This is a genomic window from Vibrio sp. Scap24, assembly GCF_013394185.1.
GTDB lineage: Bacteria > Pseudomonadota > Gammaproteobacteria > Enterobacterales > Vibrionaceae > Vibrio > Vibrio pomeroyi.
Window position 1 is genome coordinate 1,218,544 of record NZ_CP041333.1, and the last position, 19,144, is coordinate 1,237,687.

17 protein-coding genes are annotated in these 19,144 nt (G+C 43.5%); 5 read left to right on the forward strand and 12 right to left on the reverse strand.

Annotated features, from left to right (window positions below):
- Nucleotides 1-146 precede the first annotated feature (146 nt).
- The 4 genes from FLM53_RS20870 to FLM53_RS20885 all read right to left on the reverse strand — a co-directional run bounded on the left by FLM53_RS20870 (nucleotide 147) and on the right by FLM53_RS20885 (nucleotide 4,446).
- The gene (locus FLM53_RS20870) at nucleotides 147-767 is read right to left on the reverse strand and encodes a LysE family translocator (RefSeq protein WP_176679580.1); all 621 of its coding nucleotides are present in this window, start codon (nucleotides 765-767) and stop codon (nucleotides 147-149) included.
- Between the two features lie 135 nt (nucleotides 768-902).
- The gene (locus FLM53_RS20875; RefSeq protein WP_017631840.1) at nucleotides 903-2,189 is read right to left on the reverse strand and encodes a DEAD/DEAH box helicase; all 1,287 of its coding nucleotides are present in this window, start codon (nucleotides 2,187-2,189) and stop codon (nucleotides 903-905) included.
- A gap of 416 nt (nucleotides 2,190-2,605) precedes the next feature.
- Nucleotides 2,606-2,794: a hypothetical protein gene (locus FLM53_RS24080; protein WP_256099320.1), complete on the reverse strand. Its 189-nt coding sequence runs from the start codon at nucleotides 2,792-2,794 to the stop codon at nucleotides 2,606-2,608.
- 668 nt (nucleotides 2,795-3,462) lie between these two features.
- A complete protein-coding gene (locus FLM53_RS20885) occupies nucleotides 3,463-4,446 on the reverse strand; it encodes a GTP-binding protein (protein ID WP_176679578.1) in 984 nt (327 codons plus the stop codon).
- Nucleotides 4,447-5,053: 607 nt separating this feature from the next.
- Here FLM53_RS20885 and clcA point away from each other — a divergent pair.
- Nucleotides 5,054-6,460 (forward strand): H(+)/Cl(-) exchange transporter ClcA, encoded by a 1,407-nt coding sequence (clcA, locus tag FLM53_RS20890; RefSeq protein WP_176679577.1) that lies wholly within the window; start codon nucleotides 5,054-5,056, stop codon nucleotides 6,458-6,460.
- A 230-nt stretch (nucleotides 6,461-6,690) separates the two neighbouring features.
- Nucleotides 6,691-7,671 (forward strand): TDT family transporter, encoded by a 981-nt coding sequence (locus tag FLM53_RS20895; RefSeq protein ID WP_176679576.1) that lies wholly within the window; start codon nucleotides 6,691-6,693, stop codon nucleotides 7,669-7,671.
- Between the two features lie 120 nt (nucleotides 7,672-7,791).
- On the opposite strand, the gene FLM53_RS20900 is transcribed toward FLM53_RS20895, so the two are convergent.
- The 7 genes from FLM53_RS20900 to hmpA all read right to left on the reverse strand — a co-directional run bounded on the left by FLM53_RS20900 (nucleotide 7,792) and on the right by hmpA (nucleotide 15,042).
- Complete coding sequence (locus FLM53_RS20900) at nucleotides 7,792-8,607, reverse strand: phosphodiesterase (protein ID WP_176679575.1); 816 nt, start codon at nucleotides 8,605-8,607, stop codon at nucleotides 7,792-7,794.
- 5 nt (nucleotides 8,608-8,612) lie between these two features.
- Nucleotides 8,613-9,692, reverse strand: a complete 1,080-nt coding sequence (locus tag FLM53_RS20905) for an ABC transporter ATP-binding protein (protein WP_176679574.1) — start codon at nucleotides 9,690-9,692, stop codon at nucleotides 8,613-8,615.
- 12 nt (nucleotides 9,693-9,704) lie between these two features.
- Nucleotides 9,705-10,493, reverse strand: a complete 789-nt coding sequence (locus FLM53_RS20910; RefSeq protein WP_176679573.1) for an ABC transporter permease — start codon at nucleotides 10,491-10,493, stop codon at nucleotides 9,705-9,707.
- Nucleotide 10,494: 1 nt separating this feature from the next.
- Nucleotides 10,495-11,307: an ABC transporter permease gene (locus FLM53_RS20915; RefSeq protein ID WP_176679572.1), complete on the reverse strand. Its 813-nt coding sequence runs from the start codon at nucleotides 11,305-11,307 to the stop codon at nucleotides 10,495-10,497.
- Between the two features lie 47 nt (nucleotides 11,308-11,354).
- Nucleotides 11,355-12,392, reverse strand: coding sequence for an ABC transporter substrate-binding protein (locus FLM53_RS20920; RefSeq protein WP_176679571.1), 1,038 nt, complete (start codon nucleotides 12,390-12,392; stop codon nucleotides 11,355-11,357).
- A 23-nt stretch (nucleotides 12,393-12,415) separates the two neighbouring features.
- Entirely contained in the window at nucleotides 12,416-13,429 is a 1,014-nt protein-coding gene (locus FLM53_RS20925) for a substrate-binding domain-containing protein (RefSeq protein ID WP_176679570.1), read from the reverse strand.
- Between the two features lie 416 nt (nucleotides 13,430-13,845).
- Complete coding sequence (gene hmpA, locus FLM53_RS20930; RefSeq protein WP_176679569.1) at nucleotides 13,846-15,042, reverse strand: NO-inducible flavohemoprotein; 1,197 nt, start codon at nucleotides 15,040-15,042, stop codon at nucleotides 13,846-13,848.
- A gap of 370 nt (nucleotides 15,043-15,412) precedes the next feature.
- On the opposite strand from hmpA, the gene norR reads away from it, so the two are divergent.
- Both norR and FLM53_RS20940 read left to right on the forward strand, forming a co-directional pair.
- Nucleotides 15,413-17,005 carry a nitric oxide reductase transcriptional regulator NorR gene (norR, locus tag FLM53_RS20935; RefSeq protein WP_176679568.1) on the forward strand — a complete coding sequence of 531 codons (1,593 nt, stop codon included), beginning with the start codon at nucleotides 15,413-15,415 and terminating at the stop codon, nucleotides 17,003-17,005.
- Nucleotides 17,006-17,094: 89 nt separating this feature from the next.
- Nucleotides 17,095-17,454: a glutaredoxin gene (locus FLM53_RS20940; RefSeq protein WP_008219334.1), complete on the forward strand. Its 360-nt coding sequence runs from the start codon at nucleotides 17,095-17,097 to the stop codon at nucleotides 17,452-17,454.
- A 140-nt stretch (nucleotides 17,455-17,594) separates the two neighbouring features.
- Here the strand turns inward: FLM53_RS20940 and FLM53_RS20945 are convergent, their stop codons facing one another.
- Entirely contained in the window at nucleotides 17,595-18,230 is a 636-nt protein-coding gene (locus FLM53_RS20945) for an OmpA family protein (RefSeq protein ID WP_176679567.1), read from the reverse strand.
- A gap of 269 nt (nucleotides 18,231-18,499) precedes the next feature.
- On the opposite strand from FLM53_RS20945, the gene FLM53_RS20950 reads away from it, so the two are divergent.
- Nucleotides 18,500-19,126, forward strand: coding sequence for a thioredoxin domain-containing protein (locus FLM53_RS20950; protein ID WP_017631826.1), 627 nt, complete (start codon nucleotides 18,500-18,502; stop codon nucleotides 19,124-19,126).
- Nucleotides 19,127-19,144: the final 18 nt, after the last annotated feature.

A 19,144-nucleotide genomic window follows, 5' to 3' on the forward strand; every position in this document is an offset into this window, starting at 1 on the left:
CCCTATCGCTCTTTTTCTATTCTATCAATCTTCGGTTGAAACAAGAGTCCTAGCCCTCGAACTCATCGTCATCCTCGAGAAGGAGGAACGACTGAGTCGGGGATCTTTCTACTCGTTCTCGTTAATCGCAATACCTTTAATCACAGTTAACTCACGAACAACCAAACACCAACGCCCATCATCAGCGTGCCAGCAATACGATTCATCAACTTCACATTGTCAGCCTTGCCGAGCATGTGCTTAAGGCTCTTACCGCCTGTCGCGTAAAGAGTCATGCAAACAAATTCAGAGACAAGAATAATCGACACAAGAATCAACAACTGCGGCGCTAAATCTTTACTGCTGTTAATAAAAGGAGGAAGAAGAGAAATCATAAACGCCCAGCCTTTCGGGTTAGCAATCGCAGTAACAAAGCCTTGAACCACCAAGTCCCAATCATTGTTCACTTGAGCTTCTTGATTATCAGTACTGATCGCCAGTTTGCCTCTTGAACGCCACATCTGAATGCCTAAATAGAACAAGTACCCTGCGCCCACAAACTTGAAGCCTGTAAATAGCCATGGGTAATTCAGCATGATAGAGGCGATACCTAATACTGCGGCCACTGAAACCACCGCTACACCGGCCAGTTCACCGACCATCATCCATAATGTGCGCTTGTAGCCGATGCTCATGCCTAGCGTTAACGCCAAGGTCATACACATACCGGGCGTAATTGATACAAAGAAAAACGTGGGAATAAAAGCCCAAAGTAGCGCGCTATCCATATTATTACCTTATCGACTTATTTTTATTTGAGTATTCTGCTTGTTGATTGTCTTTGTAAGGAGCGACCTTGTATTTAGCGACACAACGAAAAAGAGCCACAATACAGTGGCTCTTTTTCATTACCAACCGTAAATTTACTTACGACGGTTTTTAATTCGCTTCATCATAGTCAAACGACGTTCTGCGCTTGCTTGATCTTGAGGCTCTTCGTTCGCGTTGTTTTTACGACCTTGGCGGTTTTTGTAAGCCGACTTAGTGTTCAGCTTTTCAATGTAAGCATCACGTTTCTTCGGTTCGTAACCCGGTTGCTCAACACGGCGAATGCGCTGTTGAATCAGTTTTTCAACTTGAACCACAGTCAGCTCTTCTTCGCGGTTAACGAAAGACACAGCGTGACCTTGCTTACCAGCACGACCTGTACGGCCAATACGGTGAACATAGTCTTCTGCCAGGAAAGGCATGTCGTAGTTGATTACGTGTGGTAAGTCTTCGATATCAAGACCACGAGCCGCAACGTCTGTTGCTACCATTACACGCGCTTTACCTTCTTTAAAATCGTCTAGAGCACGACGACGAGCACTTTGCGCTTTATCACCGTGACACAATACCGCTTTAATGCCGTCTAGCTTAAGCTCTTTAACCACATCGTTCGCTGTTTCTTTGTAGTTCACGAACACAAGCACTTGGCGCCAGTTTTTACGACCAATCAGCTCAGAAAGCAGTTCTGTTTTACGCTCTTGATCGACTGGGTAAACCACGTGACCGACGGTTGCAGCCGTCGAGTTTTCACGTTCAACACTGATACGTTTTGGTTTACGTAGAATATCTACTGATAGTTGGTTCAACTGAGTCGATGTTGTCGCCGAGAACATCATGATTTGTGGAGAGGTTTCTACATCCAACATGATCTTACGAACCGCATTGATGAAACCCATATCTAGAATACGGTCGGCTTCATCAAATACTAGGAATTCTAGGTTAGCAATAGACACGTTACCCGCTTCTAAATGCTCTTCTAAACGGCCTGGAGTCGCAACCAAAATATCCACACCCAGTTCTAATTGACGAACTTGTGAAGACATCTTGTTACCACCGTAAACCGCTGAAACGCTTAGTTCAGTGTATTTAACGTAGTCTTTGATGTTCTGAGCGATCTGCGCAGCAAGCTCACGAGTTGGAGCAAGAATAAGGCCGCGAGCCGTTCCTCGAGATGCTTTTTTACCGCTGTTCAGTAGGTGCTGAATAACAGGCAATGAGAATGCCGCTGTTTTACCCGTACCGGTTTGAGCAGTAGCAAAAATATCATGGCCTTTACGAGCCATTGGAATCGCTTTTTGTTGAATTGGAGTGAGTTTTTCATAACCACACTCAGTCAACGCTTTGACTAATTCAGGAGCAAAACCTTGAGAGGAAAATGACATTGTTACGGGTTCCTTAAGCAGACAGCCTACATTCTTATTTCAGCCGAGCACTATAAAGTAATTAGAGTGATTTATCTCACATTTATCGTGATATAACGCAAACTTTCTCATTTAATCCGGTGTTTACCACGCCATCGACGAAGCAAACACCCAATTATTCAGTTCAAACAGAGATTAAACCCTATTTGATGCCACATAGCTTGAGCAAAATCTATTCGAGATCGCTCCATGGCATTAGCTGTGAGTCGATCACTTCCAATCGAGAGTCGAAGCCCTCAAAGAGAACTTTGCTCAATACTGACAGAATGAGCATTTTAATGAATACCGATATAACTTACTACGTTTTGCAAGGCATGAACTTCTAGAGTTAAAACTTAGTTCAAACAGTATAGAAGCTTAGTACACCCTAAAATCATCTACCTAATATCAAGATTTGTCGCGTTGTCTGGGTCACTCTTCTCTGGTGTCTCATCTGAATAATGAGTGTGTTCCATCAAATCAGCTTTGTGATAAGCAAATCTTACCTCAGATTTACGCATATTTTTAGCTCGTAGAGACGCTTTGGTTTTCTTTGCTTCCACTCTTACTTCCGTCACCTTAGCCATCGCTAACTTTTTAGTTTGATATTCCGAATAAGATCCGTCTCCAAAGTAAACAAAATGCTTAACTCTCTTCTTAGTACTTCGTCCATAACACCTCATGAGTATCAACCCAGTCAGTAAAAAAAGTACCGTCAATGAAATTACGCTCACAATGTCCCCGTTATCGAATATTTGAATCTATTTAGTAGATTATTAGTACTAGGCCTATAAACAATAAAAGACACAGTTTAACCTCAAGGCCGTTCATACTATTTTTAATAATCATCTTATCTTCATCGTATTAATCAGGCTTAGCTCACCGAGCAATTAGGTGCTTAGCCTGGTTTTAGGTTTCATCATCTAATGCGAATGTACGTAACCAAAAGAGGTGACGTAAGCACATGATTTACCAGAGCTACAGTATCACTAGCCAAAATCTGAATGAAAATATGCCAAAGCTATCAATGAGGTTCTTTTAATATCAATGAGGCCGGAAACATCCTTCATTAGGACTGTTCTGGGTAAAGGAAATATCGATAGGTATTTAGAGAGGGGAAACAGCGTGATGAGTCCAGACCAAATGCTATAGAAGTAAGCAATAGTAATATATGAACATAAAGTTATATATGCCGCCATTAAACCGACATATATAACTCTAGACTAACAGGTTATGTGAGCACTAATTTATGATGTTATTTGATGCCACACAGCTTGAGCAGGATCTGTTCGAGATCGCCCCAAGGCATTAATTGTGAGTCGATCACTTCCAATCGAGATTCAAAGCCATCGAGGGAAATTTCATTCACTGACACGACTTGATTCGCCACATTGAATGCGTAACAGCCTTGGTCGGTGTTCACTACGGCTTTTACTCGTTCAGCCGTTAGATCAGACAACATTGAGAATAGCGCATCGAAGTCGAACTTATGCTCTGCGCCAAACAACCAACCACAACTGTAGTAACCCTGCCCCTTGTTCTCTTTTCGGATGAAAGCTTCGCCTGGAGGAAGTTCGAATTGAGGTTCTTGTTCAGCATGATCATGATGGTGCGATTCAATATGAGTTGAAGCACTGCCGTGTACCCTTTCAATGTCCAACACTTCCAATGGCACTTCACCATCGTGAATTAACTTATGGAATACTTTAGCTGGCGTTTGATCCATTACCCAATCGTTAAACACATCGATGTCTTCAGAATGCACAAGATCGACCTTAGTGCCTAGAATCACGTCTGCGCTGTCTAATTGATCATTAAAGTTCTGATTAGACGTGTATTTTTCATTGGATAGATTGCGTGGGTCAACCAAACCTAATGTCGCTTTTAGATCAACATACGGCGTGTACTGGTCAGAAGTCAGTGTCGCGATCACTTGTTTAGGGTGACCAAGTCCTGTTGGCTCAATCAACAAGCGGTCTGGCTTTTGGCGAAGTAAAGCATTAATACCTACAGACATAGGCACGCCCGCTGTACAGCACATGCAGCCGCCCGGAACTTCTTTAATCAAAGCACCTTGGTCTGTCATCAATGCGCCATCGATGCCGATTTCCCCGAACTCATTAACCAGAACAGCCCAGTTTTCATTCTCAGGTTTGTTTTTAAGTAGATTCAAAATAGCTGTCGTTTTACCAACACCTAAGAAACCCGTAATTATGTTTGTAGGAACTTTTTTGGTCATATCAGTTCTCCTTTTTTAGGGAGTATATACTCAATTACCAAAAAGTTGACCCCAATCGCTTGTTTATACTCAGATTGGCGAGCAGAAGAATGAGTTAACTAAATCGAGGGTTAGACTGATTTACAGAGATTTAGTGCTTAGCGAAGTGTGAAGAGTTGAGCAGATAAATAGAGAATAGAAGTGAAAAGCAGAATTTTGGATGCTCCAGACGGACTAAAGGCGTACTTGTCAGTACGCCTCACCCTCGTTACTCAATCGTGAGTTCGCGAATCAGGAAGCCTTAAATATCGACCTGAACATTTAACGAGGAACTAAAAACTTTGTTTCTGAATCCATCCAAATTGTGTGTAAAACCTCACTTCTCCTTGCGGTTCGTTATGTTGCTTTACGATTTAACTATGGTTCATTTTTGGCGTAATACAAGTTGCTACCTGAGAATCGATCAAAACTGTGACGGCGATTCCACTATATTGTCCATACATTCCATTTATGTAATACACTTCTTTCATAAATGAAATTCAACTTTGCATCTTTGCTGCTATAGGATATGCAGAGGAGGCGTATAATTTACTAAGCCCCCCCGCATCAACTCAGGAACCAAACTTAAATGACCAATAGAGAGAGAATTAAGCAATCCCTTTTAGCAAAAATGCCAAGGGATGCTATCAACCAATTTCTCTCTAGAGACAAAACACCCGCTTCCGTTCTTTTCCTTTCTTGCATTGTCGGCATCCTCGCTGGCGTAGTGGGCACCTATTTCGAAGTTGCGGTTCATTTCATCACAGAAACTCGTACCAATTGGCTGAAAGATGAAATCGGTAGCTATTTACCACTTTGGCTTGCTGCTTTTCTTATCAGTGCTGCATTTGCCTTCATTGGGTATTTCCTCGTTCACCGCTTTGCTCCTGAAGCTGCTGGTTCTGGCATCCCTGAAATAGAAGGCGCGATGGACGGAATGCGACCTGTTCGTTGGTGGAGAGTATTACCAGTAAAATTCTTTGGTGGTATGGGCGCGTTAGGTTCAGGCATGGTGTTAGGTCGTGAAGGGCCAACTGTGCAAATGGGCGGAAGCATCGGACGTATGGTCACTGACATATTCCGAGTGAAAGATGACGATACTCGACACTCATTACTTGCTTCTGGTGCGGCTGGTGGCTTGGCTGCGGCGTTCAATGCACCATTAGCTGGGATTATGTTCGTTGTTGAAGAGATGCGACCACAATTTCGCTACTCACTCATTTCAATCAAAGCCGTTATCATCTCTGCGATCTCAGCTAACATCGTGTTTCGTTCGATCAATGGTCAATCTGCTGTAATTACCATGCCTCAGTACCAACAGCCTGAACTGAGCGCACTTTGGTTATTCCTATTACTCGGTGTGTTGTTCGGATTGTTTGGCGTAATTTTCAATAAGCTAATAACACTTTCGCAAGATATGTTTGTGGCAATACACAAGAACGATCGCAAACGCTACTTGATAACCGGAACCCTGCTTGGTGGCTGTTTTGGCTTGTTGCTGCTTTATATCCCTGAATTGACTGGCGGTGGTATTGGTATCATCCCAAACATCACTAACGGTAGTTACAGCACCAACATATTGCTACTGATCTTCCTAGGCCGCGTTATCACCACCCTGCTTTGTTTTGGCTCTGGTGCTCCGGGCGGTATCTTTGCGCCGATGCTCGCACTCGGCACACTCTTTGGTTACGCATTTGGACTTATCGCCGCGGCATTCTTTCCTGAACTGAATATAGAACCGGGCATGTTTGCGATTGCGGGAATGGGCGCCTTATTCGCTGCAACCGTACGTGCACCAATTACAGGAATATTGTTGGTTATCGAAATGACCAACAACTATTACCTTATCCTGCCGTTGATCATCACCTGCCTAGGTGCCGTAATCATTGCGCAGATGTTAGGGGGTCAGCCGATCTACAGCCAACTACTGAACCGCACGCTGAAAAACGAGAAGTTGAGACAACAAGATCTCCCTCAGCAAGAGGAAGTGCGTTAATTACAAAAGACTCATGAAACAAAAGCACACATTCAACGTGCTTAATGTCCCGATTCCGCATCAAAATCAAAAAAGCAAACGTTAAACTTGGTATCATCCACTCAAAATTAGTTGAATGCCCTCAACATCTATTGATGGCACAACTGCACGCTCTAACTAGAGCAAAAAATCTATTACGCACTGACATTCTGAAAATAACCCGAATTCTATAAATAAATTGGAGCAAGCTGTTGAACTGGAGAAGATTAACCCAAGTAAAAAATGTGCCGCCCTCTCAGGCGTCTTTAGCACTTGGTGTAATTGGACTAGGACAAGCTTGGGCACTGTACCTCCCAGGGGTTGGAGAGATCATTCGCCCTTATCTCGCCGCATTTGGCGCGCTATTATTACTGCCTGTTTTACTTCGTTATCTCACCAGCTTTAATACCTTCATCAATGATATCCGTCATCCACTTAGCGGAAGCTTAATGGCGCCAATGAGCATGGCATTGTTGATTCTGTGTGACTACTTAGCCGAGATATCGCCAATCATCGCCTACCCGATTTGGTTCTGCGCGTTATTGCTGCACTTTACGATGATGGTGTTGTTCTTCGGATTTCAGATCATCAACTTCAAAATGTCCAACATTGTTCCGAGTTGGTTTCTGTACCCAGTAGGCTTAATCAGTAGTTCGTTAGCGGGTACGCAATTTGGACATACCGTATTCTCAGAAACACTTGCCGCGACATGTATTGGTATCTACTTCTTCATGCTGCCTGTGGTGCTGTACCGCTTAGTGTTTGAAGGGAATCTTCCGCGCAGAGCAAGACCAACGCTGGCAATCATGGCCGCACCAGTAAACTTGTCTTTAGCAGCTTACTTGGTCAACTTTGATAATCCAGACCCTATTTTGACGGGCGCATTGGCGGGCATCGCCATCACCATGACGCTACTGATTTACTTGTGTTATATCCGCTTGATGCGTTTGAAGTTCCAACCTTCGATTGCTGCAGTTACCTTCCCATCAGTGATCAGCGCTATTGCGATGCATCGCTTAACCACCTTTTTCGGGGCTGAGTTCCCGCAATGGTATTGGCTACACAAGTTTGGCTTCTTTGAGTTGACCATCGCTACGATATTGGTCATTTGGGTCGCTGGCGGTTACGTGAAAATGTACTGGCCTGAATTTTTTGATACTCACTACATGTCGAAAAAGACGAAGCGCTCTTAATGACATCTTGCTAACTCAAAAGTGCTGTAATCTCCTACTCATCTAATACAAAAATATCGCCATTTTCTATAAAAAATGGCGATATCAAATTGCTCGAACCCTCAAATTAATAGCTAGTGCTTAATCAATCAGCGCACCAGATTCGTCAAAGAAAGGATAAGGACCATCACTGTCTTCAATATAGCTGATATGAGAGACAACTGAGTTACCCTCCACTGTGAGTAATTGTATCGCTTTAGGCTCTAATGAAAATGACGAGCACGCGTTAGGGTCTAAATCTAAGGTCACTGAGTGACTATGTGAGGGGCCAACCCAAACTGGGATCGAATTCCAAACAGCGGTAATGGGTCTATGTAAATGCCCTGCGCATATGCCGACGATGTTCTCATGATCTTTAAGAACATCATAAAATTCATCACTGTTTTGAAGGTTTTGAACGTCCATATGGTTTAGCCCAACCTTCATTGGAGGGTGATGTATAAACAACATTTTCGGTTTAGCGGAATACTCAATGAGCACTGAACTTAGCCAGTCTAGCGTTTCATTGCTTAAATAGCCGTAGGGCTTACCAATGACGGAAGAATCCAAACCAACTAATACGAGCCCATGTTCTTCAGCAACGAAGTTACAATACTCCTGATGATCAAACGAAACGAGATCTGACAAACCATCACGGAGATTATTCCTATCATCATGATTACCCGGAATAACATACAAAGGTATCTCGAACTTAGACAAAGCTTCGTTAATCAACAGGTACTCTTCCGACACTCCAAAGTCACCCAAATCGCCTGTCACCACCACACAATCCGGCCTTGGGCTTAAACGATTAATATGATCGACGGCAGCGTGCAAACATTTTAATGTATCCACTTTTCTGTAGGCGTGTTTGCCCTCCTGCTTAATATGCAGGTCTGTCAGTTGTGCAATTAGCATGATTCTTACTTCTTTAAAGGTATTAGTCGTTCAGGGGCAAACGTAACAGCAACAACTTGACCAACGTGATATTCCACGCGTTCAAAACAGTCAACCATCAACGTTTTGCTTTTCTGCACGCCAGACAGGAGCACTCTTGTGCGATCGCCAAGAAATACGGTGCTATTGACTGTTGCGGTTAGGACATCATCGCCACAGACATCTTGTAATGAAATATCTTCTGGTCTTAGCATCACACTGATTTCTTTGCCCGAAGTCACTTGCGACTGTGCCTCTTTGGACAACGTAATGTACTTTTCAGTATCAAGGAGCAGCTTTCCATCGTTAACCAGCCCTTCGAGTCGGTTCATCTGACCAATAAAATCAGCAACAAAGTTGTTTACTGGTTTTAGGTAAATGTCTTTCGCAGACCCTATTTGTGCAATTTCACCATGATCGAGAACGGCAATACGATCGCCCATAGCCATTGCTTCCTCTTGATCGTGGGTCACGTATACCGCTGTAATACCAAGTTTTTTTAGTAGACTTCGAATATCGCCACGAAGTCGCTGTTTCAATAACGCATCTAATGCAGACAAGGGTTCATCAAGCAGTAAAACATCCGGCTCCGTTATAATTGCCCTTGCTAAAGCCACACGTTGACGCTGACCGCCAGAAAGTTGATGAATGTTACGGTTGGCGTATTTCTCCAAATCAAACATCTCAAGCATTTCTTTGAGCTTTTGCGCTCGTTCAGACTCACCGACACCGCGAACTTTTAAACCATAAGTGATGTTTTCACTTACATTCATGTTTGGAAATAACGCATAAGATTGAAAAACCATGCCCACTTTACGCTGTTCAATAGGTAACCCTGTTACGTCGTGATCGCCAAATACTATGCTGCCACCGTTTTCATCTGCAAACTCTAGACCCGCAATCATCCTTAGCGTTGTCGTCTTCCCACATCCAGAGGGTCCTAATAGAACTAAGATTTCTCCAGCCTCAATCTTCAGATTGGTTGGCTTCAGGGCCACTGTGCCATCTGGGAAAGTCTTTGTAATATTGTTTAGCGATATCTCAACGCCATTTTCTAGTTCTAACATGTTGGTGCTGCCTTAATTATTGGTCACTGGTTTTTTATTTAAGGCTTGAGCCAAAACCAAAAGTGGAAGTATTAAACATAAGAAGATCAAGGTGTAAGCTGAACTGATTTCAAGTCTCATGGATGCGTAAGAGTCCGCTAAACCGACGGGTAAGGTCTTGGTTAATGGCGTATGTAGCATCCAAGTTAGATTAAACTCGCCAATAGAAAGCGTAAGTGTCATCAACATGCCAGCAACTATGCCCGCTTTACAGTTAGGTACTATCACATCAAAAAACCTCTGCCAAAAGCTAGCACCTAAACTCGCAGCGCCCTCCTCTAAGACACGGAAGTTAATACTCTGCAAAATAGAAAGAACAGATTTGACCATGAAAGGCAGCGTAAAGATTACATGCCCAACAAGAATGAACATCCAGCTAGAACGAAAATCATTAAAACCCCCATAGGTCAATATCAAGCCCAGAGAAATAGCCATACCCGGTATCGCAATTGGTAAGGTTAGAATTTCATCGAATATCGATGCCCAACGGCTTTTACTCTTCGCGAGCACATAAGCACAAGGTACACCAATCGCGACATTGATTAGCATCGTTGCAATCGCTATCTGAAGTGTTAGCCAAATCGTATCAGAGTATAGCGACCACACTTGTTCAACCCATCGAAAGGTAAAGCCACTTTTAACGCCAACAAAATAGTTATTGGTCAATCCCGCCATTACAGACATGATCACAGGCACGATAAGGAATGCACAAACCAACAAAGTGAATATCAATTGGATATAGAAGTATTTATCTTTCTTCATGCTAACCTCCCATTGCAACTGATGCGTTACTGTGACGCTTAGCAAGCGCTAAACAGATCCATGTGACCAAACCTAAGATTAAGCTCAGGGCAGCAGCCATCGCGAAGTTAGCGTTTAACGTAAATTCGGTATATATCGTCATAGGTAGAACATTAATGTTGGTCGCCAGCGTGAAAGCAGTACCAAAGGCTCCCATAGACGTGGCAAAGCATATAGACCCGGAAGAAATGAGCCCCGGAGTTAAAGCGGGCAAAGTGACATCTTTGAATATTTGCCATCGGTTAGCCCCTAGAGAGCGCCCTGCCTCAATCAAGTTAAGATCGAGCTTTTCCGCTGTCCCCATAACGGTTAATACAACACGCGGAATTGAGAAGTAGAGGTAACCTAAGAATAAGCCGGCCATCGTGTAAGCAAACATCCAACGTTCACCAGTCAACTGTAAACTTAGTTGGGCAAATAACCCTTGGCGCCCTGCGAGCATGATGACGAAAAAACCAATCACCACACCAGGGAAAGCTAGAGGAAAGCTCAGCATGGCTACTAATAGCTGCTTACCGCGAAACTCATAGCGGGTTAAAAACAGCCCACTAATGGTCGCGATAGCTAAACTCACCAAAGTGACTAAAACAGAAAGCCCAACGGTTGAAATCAAACTCTTGAGATAAATTGGTCGAGTTAAAATTTGCAAGTAGCTAGCGGCTCCCCCATCAACCAAGGATACGGTAATTAGCTGTACGACTGGCAACAGGAAAAATGCACAACTAATTACGATGGCTGGCAAAATTAACAAAAAAGAAATACGGTTATTTTTCATAGAAATACTGGCGAGAGATCCTCGCCATCCAATGAGTTAAAAAGCGATCAGTTCACTTCACGAATGTACATATCAGCAAACTCAGACTGGTTTTCAGACATCTTTGCGAAATCCACAGAACCAACGCGTTGGTATTCAGAAGCCGGCAAGAACTTACTTTCCGCTTCTTCACTCATCACACCATCAATAACCGGACGCAAGTAAGCATCTGCCCATAATTGTTGGCCTTGCTCCGACAATACGAAATCCAATATCTGTTTCGCATTTTCAGGGTTTGGTGAACTCTTCACTTTGCTCATTACATATGGCACGGCGATGGAACCCTCTTTTGGAATAACAAATGCAGCATTAGTGAAATCGTTGTACTTCGCACGATAAGCATTAAAGTCGTAATCAATTAAAATAGGGATTTCACCAGAGATCACGCGAGCATAAGAAGTTTGTCGAGGAACAATTGGGCGATTCTTTGCTAACTGTTGAAAATACTTAATGGCTGGTTTGAAATTATCAATATCGCCACCCATCGCTTCATTTACCGCCACAGCGCTAGCGTAGCCAACGAAAGCACTCGTTGGGTCTAAATACCCAACCATGCCTCGATATTCAGGCTTTAGCAGATCTTCCCAGCTCGTCGGTACCTCTGCCCCATCAAGCGCATCAACATTTACAAAGAAACCGATCGTACCAGAGTGAATAGCAAACCAATTCCCGTCAGGATCTTTCATGCCTTCTGGTATCTGGTCCCAGTTTTTAGGCTTATACGCATCAACAACGCCTTGTTCTGTTGCGTTGATACCGAAAGAAACACCGTAATAAACGACATCAGCTACCGGGCTATTTTTCTCTGCAACCAACTGAGATAGAGACTGACCCGAATTCTTATTGTCCATAGGAACTCGTATACCCAACTCTTTATTAATTAACTGAAGTTGCCCTCCCCAGTTAGCCCACTCCGGTGGACAGTTGTAACAGATGGCATCAGATGCCTGTGCTTGAAACGCCACGCCAGCAAAACCAAGAATTAAGCCCGCTAACTTTCTCGTTTTTGACGACTTTTTAACTCGTAATAGTTGATGTGATGCCATTATGTTCTCCAAAGAATCTTCCGTTAATTAAATTGGGTGATAACGGGAACCGCACCAAGCGATCCCTTCATTTGTAATTCATACTTCAGTGCAAATTCACGCCTTTTGATTGAGCCTGTTTTTGCGTTAAACAAGATATCGACGGCCATTTTCCCCATACCAAAATGAGGAACAGCAACGGTAGACAAAGTAGGGCTCACTAATTGCCCAAGGCCCATGCCATCAAACCCCACGACCGAAACATCTTGTGGTATCCGTCTACCTATACTTTTCAGCGCATTCATTGTTTTCAGTGCCAATAAGTCATTGCTACAAAACCAAACCGTCGGGCTACACTCAGCACTTAATAACCTCATCTCAGAAGTAGTGAACGGGATAAGCTTGTTTTGGTCGACCTCAAGCAGCTGGCTTAACTCCATCCCACTATCTTTGAGACCTTGTTTAAATCCTTCATAACGTTTTTTAGCCCGGTCAGATGAGGCAAAATGCCCTGTAACCATTCCTATTTTTGTATGGCCATACTCCAAAATTTTCTGCGCAACATCCTTACCTGCCTGGTAATTATCAACGAACACACAAGGTTCATTTTCAACAGATTGGTTATGAAGCAAACAGTAAGGGAACTTAAAACTTCGCAGTAATTCGAGCGCAGCATTATCAGACACGTCGGCTATCGTTAGGATCACGCCTTCTACTCTTTGACGAATAAGATCAATGGCAGCTTGTTGTTCTTGTTCACTGTCATATTGGGTATCCACCACTAAAGTCGAGTAACCAAAATGCCTTGCTCGCTGTTGAATACCTGCAACAACTTCTGAGAATACGGGGTTAAGCAGGCTCGGAATCAGCACGCCAATCGTTGGATTTTTATTGAGTTCAATGGCTTGTGACTTTCTATCAATTCGATAGCCTGTCGTATCGATGACACGCTCGATTTTTTGAGCTGTAGCGGAAGCCACAGATTCTGGTGTGTTAACGAATCGAGAGACTGTCGCCGGGGAAACTCCCGCTAGAACTGCCACATCCTTGATATTCACTCGTTATCCCTACCCATCCCGTTAATTGATGAAGGCAAGACTAGATGACTGGTGTGACAGTTTTATTAATGAAATCAGGCGATATCTACACTTTTGTCGAACGTTAAGAGCATATTCAAAACAAATGCCGCCATTTTATTTCATGAAACAAATTTGTTTCATTGAATTACGCGGATTTTTCAATAATTGGTTTGAAAAGAAAAAAGTTATTCGCAAGAGAGGTAAATCGGTAAAATCAACCTAAGTTGACACGAAACGAAACATTTGAGGCTGCATTGACTCTATCTGAGTCGTATTTCGTACAGTGATAAAGAGCATCATTTAAAAGATAAAAAAAGGCCTCACACTGTGAGGCCTTTTGAATAGGCAAGGTTTTTAATAGATCAGGCGAGTGTTAGTAGAACTGCCGGGAGATCTTAGAAGTTAGCGTGAGGGCCAAATACTTCGTAGTGAACGCGTGAACGGTCAACTTTCAGTGCATCTAGCTGCTCTACAATGTTCTTCATGAAGCCAACAGGGCCACAAATGTAGAAGTCGCTCTCTTCAAAGCCTTTCGTATCCGAGATAGACGCTAGATTCATTTGACCTTGATGCGTGTTTTCACATGCCGATTCGCCTTTATCCATGTACCACGTTTTTGCTTCCCAACCTTTGTCAGCAACAATGTCTTTCACACGAGTTGTGAAAGAGTGTTGGCCTACGTTTTCACAAGCGTGAAGGTAAAGTACTGGCTCGCTTTTCTCTTCAGTGTTTAGGAATTCAAGCATAGACTGCATTGGCGTTACACCAACACCTGCAGAAATCAGCGTTACAGGCTTGCTACGCTCTTGGTACATGAAGTCACCCGCAGGCGCGTAAAGATTAACTTCATCGCCGATAGCAACGGTGTCGTGAAGGTGATTAGAAACCACGCCTTGTGTTTCTTGACCGTGACCTTCGCGCTTCACAGAGATGCGGTATTGCTTACCGTTCGGCTTATCAGATAGCGAGTATTGACGAATTTCGCTGTATTGCGCACCTTCAGGTTTCACTTCGATACCGATGTATTGACCTGGAGTGTAATCCAGAACGTCACCGCCATCTTTTGGCTGAAGGATAAAGCTAGTGACTAGAGCTGATTCTTCAATCTTATCTGCAATCACGAACGTACGTGCTGCTTCCCAGCCACCTACCGCTTGCTTACGTTGCAGATAAAGCTCTGCTTCACGGTCGATGAATACTTGAGCTAAGAAAAGGTAAGCCGCAGTCCACGCCTCTTCTACTTCTGGAGTGAACGCTTCTGTTGCCAATTCGCGCAGTGTTTCGATCAGATGCAAACCAACAATTTGGTAGTGTTCTGGTTGAATGTTAAAGCTTGTGTGTTTCTGAGCAATACGTTCAACGGCTGTTGTCAACGCTGCTAGGTTTTCAATGTTCTTTGCATAAGCCGCGATAGCTTCAAACAGTGCTACGCCTTGGCGACCTGTTCTTTGGTGAGTCATATTGAAGATATCTTTTAACTCAGGGTTATGCGTGAACATACGTTGATAAAAGTGCTGAGTTAAAGCTGGGCCTGCGCTCTCAAGTAGCGGGATAGTAGATTTGATGATTTCGATATGTGCGTTGTTAAGCATGAATTTACTCCGAACACTGAGTCTTATGACCTTTACGTCATTTTGACTACTTGAAAAATTAAGAATGACTTATCGATTTTCTGAAACCTTAGTTATTTTTAGAAACTGAGTGATTTTGACTCGTTTTCGTTTCAAAAAATCGTAAAGCCTGATTAATGACACCTGATTGATTGAGATCAAGAATACTCTTTTTAATCAGAGTTATAATCGGGCTTCGATGACTCTTTTGCACAATCGATGCCAAGTTTATCAATCCCCGTTATTACTGGTTTTATTCTTAAAACCCATCTTATAAAAATGTCAAAAAGACCTTTTTTTTAAGTCAATAAGACTCTATTATGTATATAAACACACAGAGTTAGAGTTTTTTATGCAAGATATCTCCGCATCTACCCTCATGGAAATGACCATTGGCCTTGCAAGTGGTGTGAACGATCAAGATCGTTTTAATCGCCTCATCGATGCCATTCGTAAAACCATTACGTGTGATTGTGTCGCGCTTTTAAGCCTTCAAGGTGACACACTAGTACCTATCGCAATGCAAGGGCTCAGTCGAGACACGTTCGGTCGTCGTTTCATCATTTCAGAGCACCCACGTTTTGCGGAGATATGTGCATCTCGCTCTCCTGTTCGTTTCGATTCTGATAGCTCACTCCCTGATCCTTTTGATGGTCTACTGATCGATCATGATGGCGATCTGCCAATGCACGCTTGTATGGGCCTGCCTCTACTATTTGGCGATAAGCTATTAGGCATTCTGACGCTAGACAGCCTGAAGCCGGATGTGTTCGCTAATATTCCAGCACGTAACCTTGAAGTACTAGCAGCAATTGCGGCTTCAAGCATGCAGATGGCATTGACCTTCTCTCAGCTTGAACATCAAGCAAAGCAATCTAAGCAGTTATTAGAAGAGTTAAACGTTGAAGCGTGGGAACGTGACGGCGGCGAGTTGATTGGTAACAGTGACACCATGGTCGCGCTTAAGAACGACATCGCTGTGGTAGCACCGTCTGAATTCAACATCCTGATCCACGGTGACACGGGTGTAGGTAAAGAGCTGGTGGCTCGTACTCTGCATCATCAATCACAGCGTAAACGCAACCCATTGGTTTACGTGAACTGTGCTGCGATTCCTGAAAACCTTGTAGAAAGCGAACTGTTTGGTCACGTGCGTGGTGCGTTCACTGGTGCAGACAAAAACCGTTTAGGTAAGTTTGCGTTGGCCGATGGCGGCACCCTATTCCTTGATGAAATTGGTGAGCTTCCATTAGCTGCACAAAGTAAGTTACTGCGAGCGCTGCAAAACAACGAAATTCAACCTGTTGGTCAAGACAACATTCAAACCATTGATGTGCGCGTATTGGCTGCGACCAACCGAGACTTAAAAAAAGAAGTGGAAGATGGCCGATTCAGAGCCGACTTATACCACCGATTGAGTGTTTACCCTATCGCGGTGCCTGCACTGAAAGATCGTGGTGACGATATCAGCTTATTAGCGGGCTTCTTCCTAGAGCAAGCGCGTCGTAAGCTTGGTATCAACCAAGTGAAATTCCGTTCTGATGTGCTTGTGTTCCTGAACCGCTATGGTTGGCCAGGTAACGTGCGTGAACTTGAGCATGTAATCAGTCGTTCGGCTTTGAAAGCACTGGCTCGCAGCACTAACAAGAACCTAGTGACGATTACCAAAGAAGATTGCGGCCCACTGGACCAAGATCAGCCAATCGCAACCACTCAAGCGAAGACGACTCCGCTATCAACGCCAACCATCGACCTATCGGCAGGTTTACGTGGCGCAACAGACGATTTTCAGCGCACTATCATTACTGAGGTGCTGGAAGACGCTAACTTTAACTGGGCACAAGCTGGCCGAGTTCTGAAAACAGACCGAGCAAACCTAACCCGACTATCGAAACGTTTAGGGTTAAATGTGGCTAAGTCTCACACGATCGAAAGGACAAAATAGATATTAGCGGTTTGTTGCGAGCATCTGACAAAACTTGTGTATATAATGCTGCAAATTGTAACGCTAATTTTAAATATGTAGAGAGAGTTATGAAGTTTATCCGTTGGTTCTTAGGTCGCGTCATTTTGCTATTAAATTTTGTTTTTACTCCTCGCGGTGTGAAGCGTTCTCAAGAAGAACAAAGCCAAGTGAATGAGCAAGCAAAAACGCACACGTTATACCAATTCGAAGCGTGCCCTTTTTGTGTAAAAGTGCGCCGCGCGATGAAACGTCAATCGGTTCAGTTTGAACTTCGTGATGCAAAGAACAATGAACAACACCGTGCAGAGCTTGAAGCTGGCGGCGGTCGTGTCAAAGTGCCTTGCCTACGTATTGAAAAAGATGGCAAAACCGAGTGGATGTACGAGTCTTCAGACATCGTTGCTTACTTGGAAAAACAATTCGCATAAGCTCATAAGCTCATAAGCTCATAAGCTCATAAGCTCATAATCTAAGTAAAAGCCAGATACAAAAAATCCCTCAAACGTGAGGGATTTTTTATGTCTGTTATTTGTGCATTCTTCTAGCTTATGAGCAAAAACGCCAAAGGTTATTTAGCGACAATCAACATCAGCTCTACACGGCGGTTACACGCCTTACCTTGCGCTGAAGCGTTGGTACAAACAGGAACATACTCACCAAACCCGCGAGTATAAATCGAACGACTTGAAACATAGTTACTCTCTAATCGAGCTTTCACTTCTTTTGCACGCTGCTCTGACAGAGGATCATTAATTCGATCTGTGCCCGTGTTATCAGTGTGCCCTTCAATCACAACATCGATATCTTGGCGTTGAGAAAGGTAGCTACCTAATGTGTCTAGCCATTGGTTGTAAGCAGGTTCAGGGAATGCAGAGCCTGTTTTAAAGTTCACATGTTGCTCAAGCTTTACCATTACATGATTGCCCGGCAGAACCTCAAAGTCGATACGGTTTTGTCTAAGGAAAACTTCTAGCGGATCATTGGTTGATACGCCACGACCATAGTTGGTGGTAATGGTTGTTTGCTGACGAGAATTGCTCTGCATTGAGTAGCCACGATTACTCGCGACATGTGTCGTTTGAACCACGCCCCACTCTGGGTGCATAAGATCGTAATCCGTTTGTGGCGCAGTCTCTAGCATATCACCGCCAAGTAAATCCGTTGGTGACGTCGTTTCACACCCAGCCAAAGCTATGCTTAACATTATTGCTAAATATCTCATTACTTCACCAACCACTCATGCAGATAAACCATTCACTAATGTCTATATCGGCACCGAGAAAAAAACTTTAGACAAAAACTTTCGACAAAACAGCCCGCATCAAAAAAAGTGCTTTTGATCACAGTTAACCGTCAACTAGCCTGTCTTCGCTCGCTAGTTCGAACTGTTTGCATTTATTTACCTTATAATTGTTTTCCAATTCCTACTAAATAGTTAGAATCTCACGACTTCTCAACGCTAGAGTAAACATTATGTTTAAACCATTTACTAAATTCATCACAGCAATCGCTGCCGTACTGATTATCGCCGGTTGTAGTGAAACAGACGAGCCACAAAAAGGCGTTCAATACGAAGCGCTTCCTACTGCTCTAACAGAATTTAACCTGTCTCCGATCACTGAAATCTTCTCTCTTAACTGTGGTCACTGTCGTCAAATGGAAAGTGCAATTCCAGAGATTGAGTCGCTTACAGACCAAACTATTGGCAAGATGCACGTAACATTCAATGAAAGTGCTCAAATTAGCGCAATGATCTACTACACAGCAGTGATGCAGCTTGATGCGACACCTGACCATGCCTTCATGGACGACCTATTCGGTGCGGTTCAAATGGGTGCAGACGCGACTCCAGAGCAACGTCAACAAGCACTAGAAACAGCATTCACTTCTCGCGGCTTGGTTAGCCCATACCAACTGAACAAAGAACAACAAGTTGCGCTTTTTGACTACGTTAAGAAAGCGGAAGAAGTTTCAGTAAAAGGTCAGATCAACTCAGTACCAACATTTATCATCAACGGTAAATACCAAGTGCTGACAGCAGGCCACCAAGATGTTGCAGGTATCGCGAAAACGATCAACTACCTTTTGACTCAACCATAATCACGGCTTTTTCCCACT